Genomic DNA, 13,833 nt, shown 5'->3' with positions numbered 1-13,833 from the left:
TCACTTACGTCGCGGTGACATGCCGATCCAGCGGCAGCGTGAGACGTATCACGGTTCCATATCCGGGGCCCGATTCGACCAGGCACTGCCCCTGCAGTTGCTTGGCGCGGCCCTTCATGCTGGCCATGCCGTGGCCCTTGTCGAGCCGGCCGTCGAGCTCCAGCGGGATGCCGTTGCCGTTGTCCTGGATCACCAGCTGGAAGTCGCCCTCGGCGATCGCGCAGCGCACCGCGCAGTGCGAGGCGCCGCTGTGCTTGATGATGTTGCTGACCGCCTCGCGCAGGATGCGCGTCGTCTGCACATAGGCGCGCGCGGACAGCGTGCCCGGCACGTCGTCGTCCGACGGCGCGCTCCATTCGCCCTCGACGCCCGATTGCGTGAGCCGCGACACGACCTCGGCGCGCCAGTCGCCCAGCGCATCGGCCAGCTTGACCGGCTTGCCGGTGAGCCCGCGCACCGACAGCCGCATCTCCTCGAGCGCCTCGCGCGCCAGCGTCGAGATGCGCTCGTTGTCGCTGGTGTGCACGATGGTCAACAGCTTCGCGCCCAGGTCGTCGTGCAGGTCGGCGGCGATGCGCTTGCGCTCGCGGTCGGTGACCTGCTCCACCTTCAGCTCGGCCAGCTGCGCGAAATTGCGCTCGATCTGCGCGGTCGCCTCGCGGATGCGCACTTCGAGCTCGGCGCGGCCCTGCTCGGCCGACTCGAGCGCGCGGCCGTACTGCTGCACCAGCCGCAGCCCCATCGCCATGAAGATCAGCGACGGCACGAGTTGCGCGACATAGCCGATGCGCACGTCGAGCCGCGTCTGCTGCGCCATGAATTCGGTCGCCAGCGCGACGCCGACGACACCGAGCAGCGGCCCCATCAGCCACAGCTGGCGGTGGCGCCGGCGATGGGTGTCGAGCAGATAGAACGCGGCGGCCACGCCGATCTCCAGCGACAGCACGGCGAACCACACCGTGGCCACCGGGTACAGCCGCTGCGGTCCGGCCGCGATCAGGCTGGCCACCATCAGCAGGCTTTGCAGCGGCAGCCCGAAGTCGAGCCAGCGCATGCGCCGCGCGGCATAGCGCATCAGGAACTGCACCGCCGCCAGCGTCGTCAGGCTCATCAGCGCGGCCAGCAGCAGCTCGCTGGTCGCGTGGGGCCAGGGCAGGTCGGTCAGCCACAGCCGCGACAGCGCGAGCGCCCAGCCGACCATCAGCGCGCCGAAGTAGGCCAGGTAACTCTGGCGCCGGTTCAGCCAGCCCATCACGAACAACCCGAAGCCCATCAGCACCAGCGTGCCGCTGACCACCTCCGGCAGACGGATCGCGAAGGCGGTGCGCCAGCGATGGCGCGACGCCAGCGCATCGTGCGGCCCCAGCTCGACCATGGACACGCCGCCCGCGCGCTGGCGCGAGCCGACCTCTTCGAGCGCGAAGCCGCGCACGCGCAGCTCGAGCACATTGCCCTGTGCCTGCAGCAAGGCCGCCGGCAGGGGCACCAGCTGCGGCCGCAGGCAGTTGCGCGAGACCGGTTCGGTCATCCGGCCGCCCCGGTAGGCCAACTGGCCGTTGATGTGCACTTCGAGCACGCTGCAGGCGCGTTCGACGTACAGCGCGTAGAGCGCACCGCTGCCGACGGCGCTGTCGGCATCGAAAGCCAGCCGATAGGCGGCCAGGCCGCTGTAGCCGGGGCGGCTGACCGCCCAGTCGTCCGGCAATGCGATCGAACGCGCGGCGCTCCAGTCGGGCGTCTTGGCGGGCGTGAGCTCGAGCGTCTGCGCGTGACGGAAGACGAGCGTGTGGGCCCGTGCCGGCAGCCACGCGCCGAGCATGCCGATCGCCAGCACCCAGCCGAGCAGGCGGGCCGCTGCGCGGGCCCGGGTGCTCGGAGGCGGCGACGACATGGCGCGCGATTCTGCCGGAAGGGGGGCCCCCGCCGGGTGTGTCGGTGGGCTGCGGAGAGCGGACAATCCGGGCAGTTCTGCATGGGCCCCGCGTGATTCTTCGCCATCACTTCGAACCGATCGACAACATCCGCCTCGCGCATCTGTGCGGCGCGCTCGACGAGCACCTGCGCACGATCGAGATCGCGCTGGACGTGCGCATCACCCGCCGCGAGGCCGCCTTCGCCGTCGAAGGCGAACGCGGCGCCGCCGAGCGTGCGTTGACGCTGCTGCAGTCGCTGTACCAGCGTGCGGCGCGGCCGATACCTGCCGAGGCGCTGCAGCTGGCGCTGGTCGAGGCGCGCGTCGGCCCGCTGGGTGAAGCGGGCGAAGGCGGGTCGGGACGCGACATCGTGCTGCACACGCGGCGCCCCGACCTGCGCGGCCGCACGCCGAACCAGGTGCGCTACCTGCACAACATCCTCGAGCACGACATCAGCTTCGGCATCGGCCCGGCCGGCACCGGCAAGACCTACCTGGCGGTGGCTTGCGCCGTCGATGCGCTCGAACGCAGCGCGGTGCAGCGCATCGTGCTGACGCGCCCGGCGGTCGAGGCCGGCGAGCGGCTCGGTTTCCTGCCCGGCGACCTGGCGCAGAAGGTCGACCCCTACCTGCGCCCGCTGTACGACGCGCTGTACGACCTGATGGGCTTCGATCGCGTGACCACCGCGTTCGAGAAGGGCACGCTGGAGATCGCGCCGCTGGCCTTCATGCGCGGGCGCACGCTGAACCATGCCTTCGTGATCCTCGACGAGGCGCAGAACACGACGCCCGAGCAGATGAAGATGTTCCTGACGCGCATCGGCTTCGGCTCGCGCGCGGTGGTCACCGGCGACGTCAGCCAGGTCGACCTGCCGCGCGGCAGCGCCAGCGGGCTGATCGACGCCGAGCGCGTGCTCGACGGCGTGCGCGGCATCGCCTTCAGCCGCTTCACCGCGGCCGACGTCGTGCGCCATCCGCTGGTGGCGCGCATCGTCGAGGCCTACGACGCGGCGAAACAGGCCTCATGAAGGCGGGCCGAGCCGCTGCGGCGGCGCCCGGGCTGACGCTGTCGCTGCAGTTTGCCGATGCCCGCCATCGCGCGCTGCTGCCGCGCCACAAGGTCGCGCGCTGGCTGCGCGCGGCGCTCGAAGCGCCGGCCGAGCTGACGGTGCGCGTCGTCGACGCCGACGAGGGCCGTGCGCTGAACCGCGAGTACCGCGGCAAGGACTACGCGACCAACGTGCTGACCTTCGACTACGCGCGCGAGCCGGTGGTGGTGGCCGACCTGGTGCTCGCCGCGCCGGTGGTCGAGCAGGAGGCGCACGAGCTCGGCATCGACATCGCCGCGCATTACGCGCACCTGCTGGTGCACGGTGCGCTGCACGCCCAGGGCTACGACCATGAGCACGACGACGACGCTGGGGTGATGGAAGCGCGCGAGACCGAGCTGCTGGGTGCGCTCGGCCTGCACGATCCTTACGCCAGCAGGCGTTGAACAGTTCCGGCCGGCCGCGGCCGATCAGCCCTCGCGCAGCTTGCGCGCCGCGTCGAGCGCGAAGTAGCTCAGCACCCCATCCGCGCCGGCGCGCTTGAAGGCCAGCAGCGACTCCATCATCACCGCGTCGTGGTCGAGCCAGCCGTTGGCGGCGGCGGCCTTGACCATCGCGTACTCGCCGCTGACCTGGTAGGCGAAGGTCGGCACGCGGAACTCGTCCTTCACGCGGCGCACGATGTCCAGGTACGGCATCCCCGGCTTGACCATCACCATGTCGGCGCCTTCGGCGAGGTCCAGCGCCACCTCGCGCAGCGCTTCGTCGCTGTTGCCGGGGTCCATCTGGTAGACCTTCTTGTCGCTCTTGCCGAGGTTGCCCTTGGAGCCGACCGCGTCGCGGAACGGCCCATAGAACGCCGAGGCGTACTTGGCGCTGTAGGCCATGATGCGGGTATGGATCCGGCCGGCCTCCTCGAGCGCCGCACGGATCGCGCCGATCCGGCCATCCATCATGTCGCTCGGCGCGACGATGTCGACGCCGGCCTCGGCCTGCACCAGCGCCTGAGCGCGCAACACCGCCACCGTCTCGTCGTTCAGGATGTAGCCGGTGTCGTCGAGCAGGCCGTCCTGGCCGTGCGAGGTGAATGGGTCGAGCGCGACGTCGGTCAGCAGGCCGAGCGTCGGGAAGCGATCCTTCAGCGCGCGCACCGCGCGCGGCACCAGGCCTTCCGGGTTCGTGGCCTCGCGGCCGTCGGGCGTCTTCAGCGCCGGGTCGATGACCGGGAACAGCGCCATGACCGGCACGCCGAGCGCGACGCACTGCTCGGCCAGCGGCAGCAGCCGGTCGACCGACAGCCGCTGCACGCCGGGCATGCTGGCGACGTCCTGGACCTGATCGCGTCCGTCGAGCACGAAAACCGGGTAGATCAGGTCCGATGCATGCAGCCGGTGCTCGCGCACCAGCTCGCGGGTGAAGGCATCGCGGCGCAGCCGGCGTGGGCGGCTGCTGGGGAAGGGCGGTGGTGTCCGCATCGCGTCGAGACTCCTGGAGTGCGGCCCGGCGACCCCCGAAACAAGCGGTCACATAACTGTCACGAAGCGTCGGAAAAGCGAACAAATCCTCGTTTGCCCTAGCGCCCGCCCGCTTGAAAACCGGACCGATATGCTAATATTGACAGCGAATGATAGCCGCAAGGTGGTCATTCCCTGCTTTTCCTCCCTGAGCAGGTGCCTTACCGTGATGACAGCGTTAAGGCTTGCGACCCCGGCCTGTGGCCGGGGTTCTTTTTTTCCGGTCGCCGCGCGGCCCGGGATAATGCCCCAGATGAGCAGCGCCGTCCTCTGGGTCAAGGCCTTCCACATCGTCTTCGTCGCCAGCTGGTTCGCAGGCTTGTTCTACCTGCCGCGGCTGTTCGTCAACCTGGCCCAGGTGCCGTCCGACAGCCATGCCGAGCGCGAGCGCCTGCTGCTGATGGCGCGCAAGCTCTACCGCTTCTCGAACCTGCTGATGATCGTCGCGCTGGTGCTCGGCGTCGTGCTGTGGCTGGGTTACGGCATCGGGCGCGGCGGCGGCCAGTACTGGCTGCACGCCAAGCTGCTGCTGGTGGTCGGCGTCATCGGCTACCACCATGTGTGCCGTTCGCTGCTGCGCGGTTTCGAGCAGTCGGCCAACCGCCGCAGCGAACGCTGGTACCGGGTGTTCAACGAGACCAGCGTGTTGCTGTTCGCGGCGATCGTGGTGCTGGTCGTCGTCAAACCCTTCTGATGCCGGGATCGGTACGCGCCGCCGCTCGGCCGCTGGCCGGCCTGTGGCTGGCACTGGTCGTCTACGCGACCCTGTTTCCGTTCGAGGGCTGGAACTGGCCGCCGGGGGCCAGCCTGCGCGACCTGCTGACGCTGCGCTGGCCGCGCTGGTGGGGCGGCTTCGATGTGGTCGCGAACCTGCTCGGCTACCTGCCGCTCGGGCTGCTGCTGGCGCTGGCGGCTTTGCGCGAAGGGCACGGCCGCGTGGCCTCGCTGCTGCGCGCGACAGCCGGCGGCCTGCTCCTGTCTTACGTGCTCGAGGTCACGCAGCAACTGCTGCCGCAGCGCGTGCCGTCGCTGATGGACTGGGTGCTCAACAGCGCCGGCAGCGCGCTCGGGGCGCTGCTCGCACTGGGGCTGTCGGCCACCGGGCTGCCGGCGCGCTGGCACGAGTTCCACAACCGGTGGCTCGGCCGCGGCGGCACCGGCGCGGCGGTGCTGCTGCTGCTGTGGCCGGTGGCGCTGCTGTTTCCGGCGCCGATGCCGCTGGGCCTCGGCCAGATCGGCGGCTTGCTGCAGGAGTGGGCGCTGGTGGCCGTCGCCGACGTGCCGTGGGCCGAAGCGGCGCTCGCGTGGCTGCAGACGCCGTCGCCCGCGCGCCCACTGTCGCGTTTCGCCGAGGGCCTGGCGACGGCGCTCGGCCTGCTGGCGCCGTGCCTGCTGGCCTATGCCGCGTCGCCGTCGCCGTGGCGCCGCGCCGGGCTGGCGCTGGGTGCGCCGCTGGTGGCGATCGCTGCCACGACGCTGTCGACCGCGCTGAACTTCGGACCCGAACATGCGCTGGCCTGGCACACGCCGGGCGCGCTGACGGCGCTGGGCGTCGGCGCGGCGCTGGCGCTGTCGCTGGCCTGGATCGGCCCGCGGCTGGCCGCCGGTTTCGCGCTCGTCGCGCTGACCGGGGGGGTGATGCTGGTGCACCAGGCGCCGACCGATCCGTACTTCGGGCAGAGCCTGCAAGGCTGGGAGCAGGGTCGCTTCATCCGCTTCCACGGGCTCGCGCGTTGGGTCGGCTTGTTGTGGCCGTATGCGGCGATGGCCTGGCTGCTGGCGCGGCTGAGGACCGCGGACTGATGCTGTCGCGGAGTCCTGGTTAACCCGCGCTCTCTACAATTCACAGTGATGAGCTACTACCAGCACCACTTGTTCTTCTGCCTGAACAAGCGCGACAACGGTGAGGCCTGCTGCGCCGACCACGATGCGCAGGCGGCGTTCGACCACTGCAAGGCCCGGGTCAAGGCCGAAGGGTTGACCGGCCCGGGCGGCGTGCGCATCAACAAGGCCGGCTGCCTCGACCGCTGCGCCGGCGGGCCGGTGGCCGTCGTCTATCCGGAAGCGGTCTGGTACACCTACGTCGACAAGCACGACATCGACGAAATCGTCGAATCGCATCTGAAGCGCGGTCAGATCGTCGAGCGCCTGCTGCTGCCGCCGAACGTCGGCCGCTGAGTCGATGACAGCCCTGGCATGAACCGCGAGACCCGGCGCCTGCAGATCGAGGGCCCCAGCGGCGTCATCGAAGCCGCGGCCGACGAGCCGGCCGGCGCCTTGCGTGGCGTGGCCGTGCTGTGCCACCCGCATCCGCAGCATGGCGGCACGATGGACAACAAGGTCGTGCAGACGCTGGCACGCGCCTTCGTGCAGCTCGGTTATCGCGCCGTGCGTTTCAACTTCCGCGGCGTCGGCGGCTCCGCGGGCGTCTGGGATGAAGGCAGCGGCGAGATCGACGATGCGCTGGCGGTGATCGCCAGCCAACGCGAAGATCCGAACGCAGGCGGCCTGCCGCTGGCGCTCGGCGGCTTCTCGTTCGGCGGCTACGTCGCCGCGCAGGCGACCGCCCGCCTGGCCGACAGCGCGCCGGTCGAGCGCCTGGTGCTCATCGGTCCGGCTACGAGCCGTTTCGAGGTTCCCGCCGTCCCGCGCGACACTGTGGTCATCCACGGCGAAGCCGACGACGTGGTGCCGCTCGCCGCGACGCTCGATTGGGCCCGGCCGCAGGTGCTGCCGGTGATCGTGCTGCCGGGTGTCGGCCATTTCTTCCACGGGCAGCTGACGCTGCTGAAAAGCCAGGTCGTGCAGGCCTGGCACCAACCGAACTCCTGATGAAACGACTGTTTGCTTTGATGCTGGCCTGCGCCGGCATGGTCTCCGCTTGGGCCCAGCTGCCGCCGCCGCCCGAAGTCGCCGCCCGCAACTACCTGCTGCTCGACGTCGGCAGCGACCAGGTGCTCGCCGAGCGCCAGGCCGATGCGCAGGTCGACCCCGCCTCGCTGACCAAGCTGATGACCGCCTGGTTGGTGTTCGACGCGCTGAAGGCCAAGAAGCTGACGCTCGAGCAGACGCTGCCGGTCTCGGTGCGCGCCTGGTCCGAGCGCAAGGGCGGCGGCTCGCTGATGTTCATCGACCCGAAGATGACGCCCAAGGTCGACGAGCTGCTGCGCGGGATGATCGCCGTGTCGGGCAACGACGCCGCGGTGGCGCTGGCCGAAGGCGTTGGCGGCTCGCTCGACGGCTTCGTCGCGATGATGAACCGCCAGGCCCAGGCCTGGGGCCTGAAGAACACGCAGTTCAAGAACGTCACCGGGCTGACCGAGCCGGGCCACCACAGCAGCGCGCGCGACATCGGCCTGATCGCCGCGCACGTGGTGCGCGACTTCCCCGAGTACTACGCGAGCTATTACTCGCAGCGCCAGTACACCTTCAACAACATCAAGCAGGACAACCGCAACATGCTGCTCGGCCGCGATCCGTCGGTCGATGGCATGAAGACGGGTTACACCGAAACGGCAGGTTATTGCCTCGTGGCCAGTGCGCAGCGCGAATTCCCGAACGGCAAGCGGCGGCTGCTGTCGGTGGTGCTCGGCGCCGGCTCGCGCGAAGGGCGGGCGAGCGAAAGCCAGAAGCTGCTGAACTGGGGCTACACCGCCTGGGACGGCGTGCGCCTGTTCGAGACCGGCAAGGCGGCGGCCAGCGTGCCGGTCTGGAAGGGCAAGACGCCGACTGCGCAGCTCGGCGCCGCCGGCGGCATGTCGGTCGCCGTGCCGCGTGGCGAGGGCGACAAGCTCAAGACCAGCATCGAGCGCACCGATCCGCTGGTCGCGCCGCTGGCCAAGGGCCAGCGCGTCGGCACGCTGCGCGTCACCACGCAGGCCGGCGCGGCAGTCGCCGCCGTGCCGCTGGTGGTGCTGGAGCCGGTGGAGCAGGCCGGCCTGCTCGGCCGCGCGTGGGACTCGATCCGCCTGTGGATCAAGTAGCCGTCCGCTGATGCGATCCGATGACCCAACACGGTATTGCGGCGCCGCCTGCTTGGGCTAAGCTGCATCCATCGCGCTCCTGAAAGGCCTGCGATGTCCAGTCTGCCCGACACGCTTTGCCACCTGAACGGCCGCACGCTGCCCTTGTGCGACGCGCGGATTTCGGTGATGGACCGCGGCTTCCTGTTCGGCGACGGCATCTACGAAGCCTTGCCCGTCTACGGCCGGCGCCTGTTTCGCTTCGATGACCACATGGCGCGGCTGGAACGCAGCCTAGCCAAGCTGCGCATCGACAACCCGCATCGCCGTGAAGGCTGGCTGGCGCTGGTGCGCGAGCTGGTGGCGGCGCATCCGGCCGACGACCAGATGGTCTACCTGCAGGTCACGCGTGGCGTCGGGCCGCGGGACCACGTGATGCTCGAGGGGCTCGAACCGACCGTCTTCGCGATGAGCAATCCGCTCAAGCAGCCGACGGCCGAGCAGCGCCATCACGGCGTCGCCTGCGTCAGCGCGCGCGACTTCCGCTGGGAGCGCTGCGACATCAAGAGCACCTCGCTGCTCGGCAACGTGATGGCGCGGCAGATGTCCGCCGACCACGGCGCGATCGAGACCGTGCTGCTGCGTGACGGCTGGTTGACCGAGGCGTCGAGCAGCAATGTCTGGGTGGTGCACGAGGGCGCGCTGCTGGGCCCGCCAAAGAGCGAACACCTGCTCGAAGGCGTGCGCGTTGCGCTGCTGTCCGAGCTGTGCGAGGAATGCGGCATCGCCTTCAATCTGCGCCCGCTGGCCGAGGCCGACGTGTTTGCCGCCGACGAGCTGCTGCTCAGCTCGGCCAGCAAGGAAGTGCTGCCGGTGACGCGGCTGGACGGCGAGCTCGTCGGCCACGGCGCGCTGCGCGGCAAGCCGGGTCCCGTCTACGCCCGCCTCTACGAGGCCTACCAGCGCGCCAAGCGCGAGCAGTCGATCTGAAGAACGGCACCGCAATGCCCGAGATCCCGCCCGAAGAGTCATTGATCACCTACCCCAGCGCCTTCCCGATCAAGGTGATGGGGGAGCAGGTCGACGGCTTCGTCGAGGCCATGATCGCGATTGCGCGGCAGTTCGATCCGGCGTTCGATGCGTCCACGATCGAGCGCCGCCCGAGCAGCACGGGCCGCTACCTCGGGCTGACGATCACGATCACTGCGACCAGCCGGCCGCAGCTCGACGAGCTGTACCGCACCTTGTCGACGCACCCGATGGTCAAGGTCGTGCTGTAACGGCTGCTTGCGCCTGGGGTGAATCCGACCGGGGACCGAGCGCCGTAGGCCCGGCGAGGATCCCCCGTGATGCTCGCCACTCAGATCATCCGCGCCGAATTCCCCGCTCGTTTCAAGGGGATTCATCCACTGGCGGGCGCCCCGCGTATGCCCAACGTCGTGCCAATGCCGCGCCGTGGCGGCCTGGCGTCAACACGACGGAGAGTCCCGGATGAGCCTTGCCCGCCTCACGACGATCCTGCCGGCCGCTGTGCCGGCGCAGGGGCGCCGGTCATGATCAGCGCCCTGACGCTGTCGGAAGAACTTTGGTCGTCGGAGCTCGAGCCGCCGCTGGTGGGGCCCGATGGCGACGCCGGCGACGATCACGACGAGCCTGCATCGAGCCCGACGGCGGCGGCGGTGCAGACACGTTCAGCGCCCGCCGCCGCCGATGACGAGGCGATGCAGGCCTGCATGCGCCGCATCGTCGATCGCGACGAACGCGCGCTGGCGGCGCTCTACGACGCGACCAGTGCCCGCGTGCATGGGCTGGTGCTGCGCATCACTCGCCGTGCGGCGCTGGCCGACGAGGTCGTCGAGGACACGTACTGGCAGGCGTGGCGGCAGGCGCCGCGCTTCGAGCCCGCGCGCGGCCGCGTCTTGACCTGGCTGCTTGCGATCGCGCGTTCGCGCGCGATCGACGCGTTGCGCCGGGACGAGCGCTTCCAGCATGCCGAGCTGCCGGAGGACGGCGATCTCGATGCCGGCGACGACGCGCCGCCACCGGTGATCGACCTGCTCGATGCGACCCGCAGCGAGCGGCGCGTGCACGAGGCCGTCGCTGCGCTCGAGCCACGCGCCCGCCAGCTCGTGGCGCTGGCCTTCTTCCGTGGCCTGACACACGAGGAGATCGCGGCGCAGACGGCGCTGCCGCTCGGTACCGTCAAGTCCCTGATCCGGCGGGCGCTGCTGCAGCTGCGCAAACTGCTCGACGAGGGCGCCGGCCCGCGCGCTGAAAATTCATGAGCACCGATCAATTGCCCCCGCCGCGCCCAGCGCCCGATCCACTCGATGACGAGTGCCTGGATCTGCTGGCCGAGCCCTTCGCGTCCGCCTGGCAGGTCGGCGCCGCGCGCCCGCCGATCCTGCGTGAACGGGTGCTGGAGCGCGTCACGCGCAGCGCCCGCGCCAGCAGCGCTTTCGTCACCGTGCGGTGCTTGCACGCCGTGCCGCTGCGGCTGGCTGCAGGCGTCGAAGCGCGCACGCTGTACGACGCCCGCGGCGGCGTGGCGCGGCCGGGTGAGCCGGCGCGGGTGCGCATCGTCGAGCTGGCGGCCGGCGCGCGCTGGCTGCCGGATCTGTTGCCGGGCATGGTTTGCGAATGGCTGGTGATGGACGGTGCCGTGCGCTTCGGAGATTTGTTGCTGCGGGCGCGCGATTTCCACCGCTTGCCCGCGGACGCCGGGTTGCCGGAGCTGCACGGCATCGACCGCGCGCGGCTCTATCTGCGCGAGGCACCCGTCGTCGATACGGCGGGCGCCGCGGCGCTCACCGTGCACGATGACCCGGCCCGCTGGGACGACTTCGCGCCCGGCATCAAGCGCCGCGTGCTGTGGAGCCGCGGGGGTGAGGCTGCGCTGCTGTACCACGCGCTGCCCGACGCCCAGGTGCCGCGCCATGGGCATGGCCACGACGAGGAATGCCTGATGCTCGACGGCGAGGTCTTTCTCGACGACGTGTTGCTGCGCGCCGGCGACTACCAGCTGGCGCCGGCCGGCACGCAGCATGGGGGCGTCAGCACCGACACCGGCGGGCTGCTCTTCGCGCACGGCGATCTCGACCTGGACATCCGCGCTGAGTGATCGGCGTCAGCGTCGCCGCTACAGTGCGGCGATGTCCGCGTCGATCCTCCCCCGCATCGTCGTGCTCGGCCGCCGGCCCTACGGCGACATCGAGCAGGCAATGCGCGGCTTCACCGAAACGCGCGGCCCCGACACCGAAGATGAAATCTGGCTCGTCGAACACGAGCCGGTCTACACGCAGGGCCTCGCCGGGCGCGCCGAGCACCTGCTCGATGCCGGCGGCATTCCGGTGGTCGCGACGCAGCGCGGCGGCCAGGTCACGTACCACGGGCCCGGACAGGTCGTGGCCTATCCGCTGATCGACCTGCGGCGCCACGGCATCTACGTCAAGGAGTTCGTCTACCGGCTCGAACACTGCGTGCTGAAGGTGCTGGAGGCGCACGGCATCACCGGCCATCGCGTCGCCGGCGCGCCGGGCATCTACGTGCGCCTCGACGATCCGCGCGGCCATTCGGCGCTGGCCGGGCCGCGGCCGGCCGACGAGCCGTTCCGGGGCCTGGGCAAGGTCGCCGCGCTCGGTATCAAGGTCAGCCGGCATTGCACCTACCACGGCGTCGCGCTCAATGTCGCCATGGACCTGCAGCCTTTCCTCGGAATCAATCCGTGTGGTTACGCAGGGCTTCAAACGGTCGACATGGCTACACTCGGGGTTTCTACTGACTGGGACACGGTGGCGCGGCAGCTGGGGGATCGCCTGGCAGCGCAGTTCAGCCGCTGACCCCTCATCTGCGAGCAGCGATGGCCACCGAAAACGTCGTTTCCCAGGCCGCCACCGGCGCCACGTATGACGCCACTGCAAAGCAGAAGGCCCAGGCCAAGACGGCGCGCATCCCGATCAAGATCGTGCCGGCCGAGACGCTGAAGAAGCCCGACTGGATCCGCGTCAAGGCCGGCTCGCCGACGACGCGCTTCTACGAGATCAAGCAGATCCTGCGCGAGCACAAGCTGCACACCGTCTGCGAAGAGGCTTCGTGCCCCAACATCGGCGAGTGCTTCGGCCACGGCACGGCGACCTTCATGATCATGGGCGACAAGTGCACGCGGCGCTGCCCGTTCTGCGATGTCGGCCATGGCCGGCCCGATCCGCTGGACGTCGACGAGCCCGAGAACCTGGCCAAGACGATCGCTGCGCTGAAGCTGAAGTACGTGGTGATCACCAGCGTCGACCGCGACGACCTGCGCGATGGCGGCGCGGCGCACTTCGTCGACTGCATCCGGCGCGTGCGCGCGCTGTCGCCGGCCACGCGCATCGAGATCCTGACGCCCGACTTCCGCGGCCGCGACGACCGCGCGCTGGAGATCCTGAAGGCCGCGCCGCCCGACGTGATGAACCACAACCTGGAGACGGCGCCGCGCCTGTACAAGGAAGCGCGCCCCGGCAGCGACTACGCCTTCAGCCTGAATCTGCTGAAGAAGTTCAAGGCGCTGCATCCGGAGGTGCCGACCAAGAGCGGCCTGATGGTCGGCCTGGGCGAGACCGACGACGAGATCCTCGCGGTGATGCGCGACATGCGTGCGCACGACATCGACATGCTGACGATCGGCCAGTACCTGGCGCCGTCGGGCCACCACCTGCCCGTGCGGCGCTACGTGCACCCGGACACTTTCAAGATGTTCGAAGCCGAGGCGCAGAAGATGGGTTTCACGCACGCCGCCGTCGGCGCGATGGTGCGCTCCAGCTACCACGCCGACCAGCAGGCGGCCGGCGCCGGCGTCGCGGTCTAGCTCAGGTCTCGGCGAGCAGCTGCTCGACCAGCGTGTGCAGCGCCGCGAAGTCCGGCGCGCCGACATAGCGCTTGACGATCTCGCCGCGCTTGTTGATCAGCACCGAGGTCGGCGTCAGCCGCACGTCGCCGAAGCGCTGCGCGATCTCGCCGGTGTTGTCGATCGCCACGCCGAAAGGCAGCTTGCGGCTCTCGGCAAAGTTGGCGACGTAGGCCGGCGGGTCGTACTCCATCGCCACCGCCAGCGTCTCGTAGCCGCGGGCGCGGTACTTTTGGTGCGTCGCCGCGATCTGCGGCATCTCCTGCACGCAGGTCGAGCAGCTCGTCGCCCAGAAATTCACCAGCACGACCTTGCCCTTCAGCTGCGCGGTGCTGTGGCGGCTGCCGTCGAGCAGCGTGTAGTCCACCTGGGGGGCTGCTTGCCGGGTGAGATCGCCGCCGAAGGCGATCCAGCCGCCGACGGCGAGGGCGCCGACAGTGGCGGCGAGGGCGAGGTGGCGGCGCGTCAGCTTCATGGTCCCGGGCTCGAACGAGGCGGCGGCAGTTTACGC

At 70.1% G+C, this 13,833-nt stretch carries 16 protein-coding genes; 13 read left to right on the top strand and 3 right to left on the bottom strand.

All coding sequences use genetic code 11. The features are described from left to right. Positions 1-4: 4 nt before the first annotated feature. Positions 5-1,891: a sensor histidine kinase gene (locus HLB44_RS03995; RefSeq protein ID WP_173120786.1), complete on the bottom strand. Its 1,887-nt coding sequence runs from the start codon at positions 1,889-1,891 to the stop codon at positions 5-7. Positions 1,892-1,983: 92 nt separating this feature from the next. Here HLB44_RS03995 and HLB44_RS03990 point away from each other — a divergent pair, with 92 nt between their 5' ends. Continuing rightward, positions 1,984-2,940, top strand: a complete 957-nt coding sequence (locus HLB44_RS03990; protein ID WP_173120784.1) for a PhoH family protein — start codon at positions 1,984-1,986, stop codon at positions 2,938-2,940. Next, complete coding sequence (gene ybeY, locus HLB44_RS03985; protein ID WP_173120782.1) at positions 2,937-3,407, top strand: rRNA maturation RNase YbeY; 471 nt, start codon at positions 2,937-2,939, stop codon at positions 3,405-3,407. Before HLB44_RS03990 ends, ybeY begins: the two co-directional genes overlap by 4 nt. A 24-nt stretch (positions 3,408-3,431) precedes the next feature. Here the strand turns inward: ybeY and hemB are convergent, their stop codons facing one another. Then, positions 3,432-4,436 carry a porphobilinogen synthase gene (gene hemB / locus HLB44_RS03980; protein WP_173120780.1) on the bottom strand — a complete coding sequence of 335 codons (1,005 nt, stop codon included), beginning with the start codon at positions 4,434-4,436 and terminating at the stop codon, positions 3,432-3,434. Positions 4,437-4,728: 292 nt separating this feature from the next. Here hemB and HLB44_RS03975 point away from each other — a divergent pair, with 292 nt between their 5' ends. The 11 genes from HLB44_RS03975 (at position 4,729) to lipA (ending at position 13,283) form a co-directional block, all read left to right on the top strand. After that, positions 4,729-5,169 (top strand): CopD family protein, encoded by a 441-nt coding sequence (locus tag HLB44_RS03975; protein WP_173120778.1) that lies wholly within the window; start codon positions 4,729-4,731, stop codon positions 5,167-5,169. Then, a complete protein-coding gene (locus HLB44_RS03970) occupies positions 5,169-6,278 on the top strand; it encodes a VanZ family protein (RefSeq protein ID WP_173120776.1) in 1,110 nt (369 codons plus the stop codon). The genes HLB44_RS03975 and HLB44_RS03970 overlap by 1 nt, the downstream gene beginning before the upstream one ends. 48 nt (positions 6,279-6,326) lie before the next feature. Then, positions 6,327-6,653 carry a (2Fe-2S) ferredoxin domain-containing protein gene (locus HLB44_RS03965; protein WP_173120774.1) on the top strand — a complete coding sequence of 109 codons (327 nt, stop codon included), beginning with the start codon at positions 6,327-6,329 and terminating at the stop codon, positions 6,651-6,653. An 18-nt stretch (positions 6,654-6,671) separates the two neighbouring features. Further along, a complete protein-coding gene (locus HLB44_RS03960; RefSeq protein WP_173120772.1) occupies positions 6,672-7,307 on the top strand; it encodes an alpha/beta hydrolase in 636 nt (211 codons plus the stop codon). Continuing rightward, positions 7,307-8,458, top strand: coding sequence for a D-alanyl-D-alanine carboxypeptidase family protein (locus HLB44_RS03955; RefSeq protein ID WP_173120770.1), 1,152 nt, complete (start codon positions 7,307-7,309; stop codon positions 8,456-8,458). Before HLB44_RS03960 ends, HLB44_RS03955 begins: the two co-directional genes overlap by 1 nt. Positions 8,459-8,551: 93 nt before the next feature. After that, positions 8,552-9,427: a D-amino acid aminotransferase gene (locus tag HLB44_RS03950; RefSeq protein ID WP_173120768.1), complete on the top strand. Its 876-nt coding sequence runs from the start codon at positions 8,552-8,554 to the stop codon at positions 9,425-9,427. Between the two features lie 14 nt (positions 9,428-9,441). After that, entirely contained in the window at positions 9,442-9,717 is a 276-nt protein-coding gene (locus tag HLB44_RS03945) for a YbeD family protein (protein ID WP_173120766.1), read from the top strand. A 273-nt stretch (positions 9,718-9,990) separates the two neighbouring features. Next, positions 9,991-10,722, top strand: a complete 732-nt coding sequence (locus HLB44_RS03940) for a sigma-70 family RNA polymerase sigma factor (RefSeq protein ID WP_173120764.1) — start codon at positions 9,991-9,993, stop codon at positions 10,720-10,722. Next, on the top strand, positions 10,719-11,558 hold the full coding sequence (locus HLB44_RS03935; RefSeq protein WP_173120762.1) for a cupin domain-containing protein: 840 nt from the start codon (positions 10,719-10,721) through the stop codon (positions 11,556-11,558). The genes HLB44_RS03940 and HLB44_RS03935 overlap by 4 nt, the downstream gene beginning before the upstream one ends. Positions 11,559-11,589: 31 nt before the next feature. Further along, positions 11,590-12,276, top strand: a complete 687-nt coding sequence (gene lipB / locus HLB44_RS03930; RefSeq protein ID WP_173120760.1) for a lipoyl(octanoyl) transferase LipB — start codon at positions 11,590-11,592, stop codon at positions 12,274-12,276. A 20-nt stretch (positions 12,277-12,296) separates the two neighbouring features. Next, on the top strand, positions 12,297-13,283 hold the full coding sequence (lipA, locus tag HLB44_RS03925) for a lipoyl synthase (protein WP_173120758.1): 987 nt from the start codon (positions 12,297-12,299) through the stop codon (positions 13,281-13,283). A gap of 1 nt (position 13,284) precedes the next feature. Here lipA and HLB44_RS03920 read toward each other — a convergent pair whose 3' ends face one another. Then, positions 13,285-13,797, bottom strand: coding sequence for a TlpA family protein disulfide reductase (locus tag HLB44_RS03920; protein WP_173120756.1), 513 nt, complete (start codon positions 13,795-13,797; stop codon positions 13,285-13,287). Positions 13,798-13,833 lie beyond the last annotated feature (36 nt).

The organism is Pseudaquabacterium terrae (assembly GCF_013266755.1).
GTDB lineage: Bacteria > Pseudomonadota > Gammaproteobacteria > Burkholderiales > Burkholderiaceae_C > Pseudaquabacterium > Pseudaquabacterium terrae.
The sequence above is the reverse complement of the archived record's forward strand: the minus strand, read 5'-3'. Positions and strand labels throughout refer to the sequence as shown.

Coding starts and splice junctions, on each gene's coding strand:
- lipA (WP_173120758.1), top strand. CDS start 12,297: ATGGCCACCGAAAACGTCGTTTCCCAGGCCGCCACCGGCGCCACGTAT.
- HLB44_RS03995 (WP_173120786.1), bottom strand. CDS start 1,891: ATGTCGTCGCCGCCTCCGAGCACCCGGGCCCGCGCAGCGGCCCGCCTG.
- HLB44_RS03955 (WP_173120770.1), top strand. CDS start 7,307: ATGAAACGACTGTTTGCTTTGATGCTGGCCTGCGCCGGCATGGTCTCC.
- HLB44_RS03965 (WP_173120774.1), top strand. CDS start 6,327: ATGAGCTACTACCAGCACCACTTGTTCTTCTGCCTGAACAAGCGCGAC.
- HLB44_RS03935 (WP_173120762.1), top strand. CDS start 10,719: ATGAGCACCGATCAATTGCCCCCGCCGCGCCCAGCGCCCGATCCACTC.
- ybeY (WP_173120782.1), top strand. CDS start 2,937: ATGAAGGCGGGCCGAGCCGCTGCGGCGGCGCCCGGGCTGACGCTGTCG.
- HLB44_RS03945 (WP_173120766.1), top strand. CDS start 9,442: ATGCCCGAGATCCCGCCCGAAGAGTCATTGATCACCTACCCCAGCGCC.
- HLB44_RS03940 (WP_173120764.1), top strand. CDS start 9,991: ATGATCAGCGCCCTGACGCTGTCGGAAGAACTTTGGTCGTCGGAGCTC.
- HLB44_RS03950 (WP_173120768.1), top strand. CDS start 8,552: ATGTCCAGTCTGCCCGACACGCTTTGCCACCTGAACGGCCGCACGCTG.
- HLB44_RS03975 (WP_173120778.1), top strand. CDS start 4,729: ATGAGCAGCGCCGTCCTCTGGGTCAAGGCCTTCCACATCGTCTTCGTC.
- HLB44_RS03970 (WP_173120776.1), top strand. CDS start 5,169: ATGCCGGGATCGGTACGCGCCGCCGCTCGGCCGCTGGCCGGCCTGTGG.
- HLB44_RS03960 (WP_173120772.1), top strand. CDS start 6,672: ATGAACCGCGAGACCCGGCGCCTGCAGATCGAGGGCCCCAGCGGCGTC.
- hemB (WP_173120780.1), bottom strand. CDS start 4,436: ATGCGGACACCACCGCCCTTCCCCAGCAGCCGCCCACGCCGGCTGCGC.
- lipB (WP_173120760.1), top strand. CDS start 11,590: ATGTCCGCGTCGATCCTCCCCCGCATCGTCGTGCTCGGCCGCCGGCCC.
- HLB44_RS03920 (WP_173120756.1), bottom strand. CDS start 13,797: ATGAAGCTGACGCGCCGCCACCTCGCCCTCGCCGCCACTGTCGGCGCC.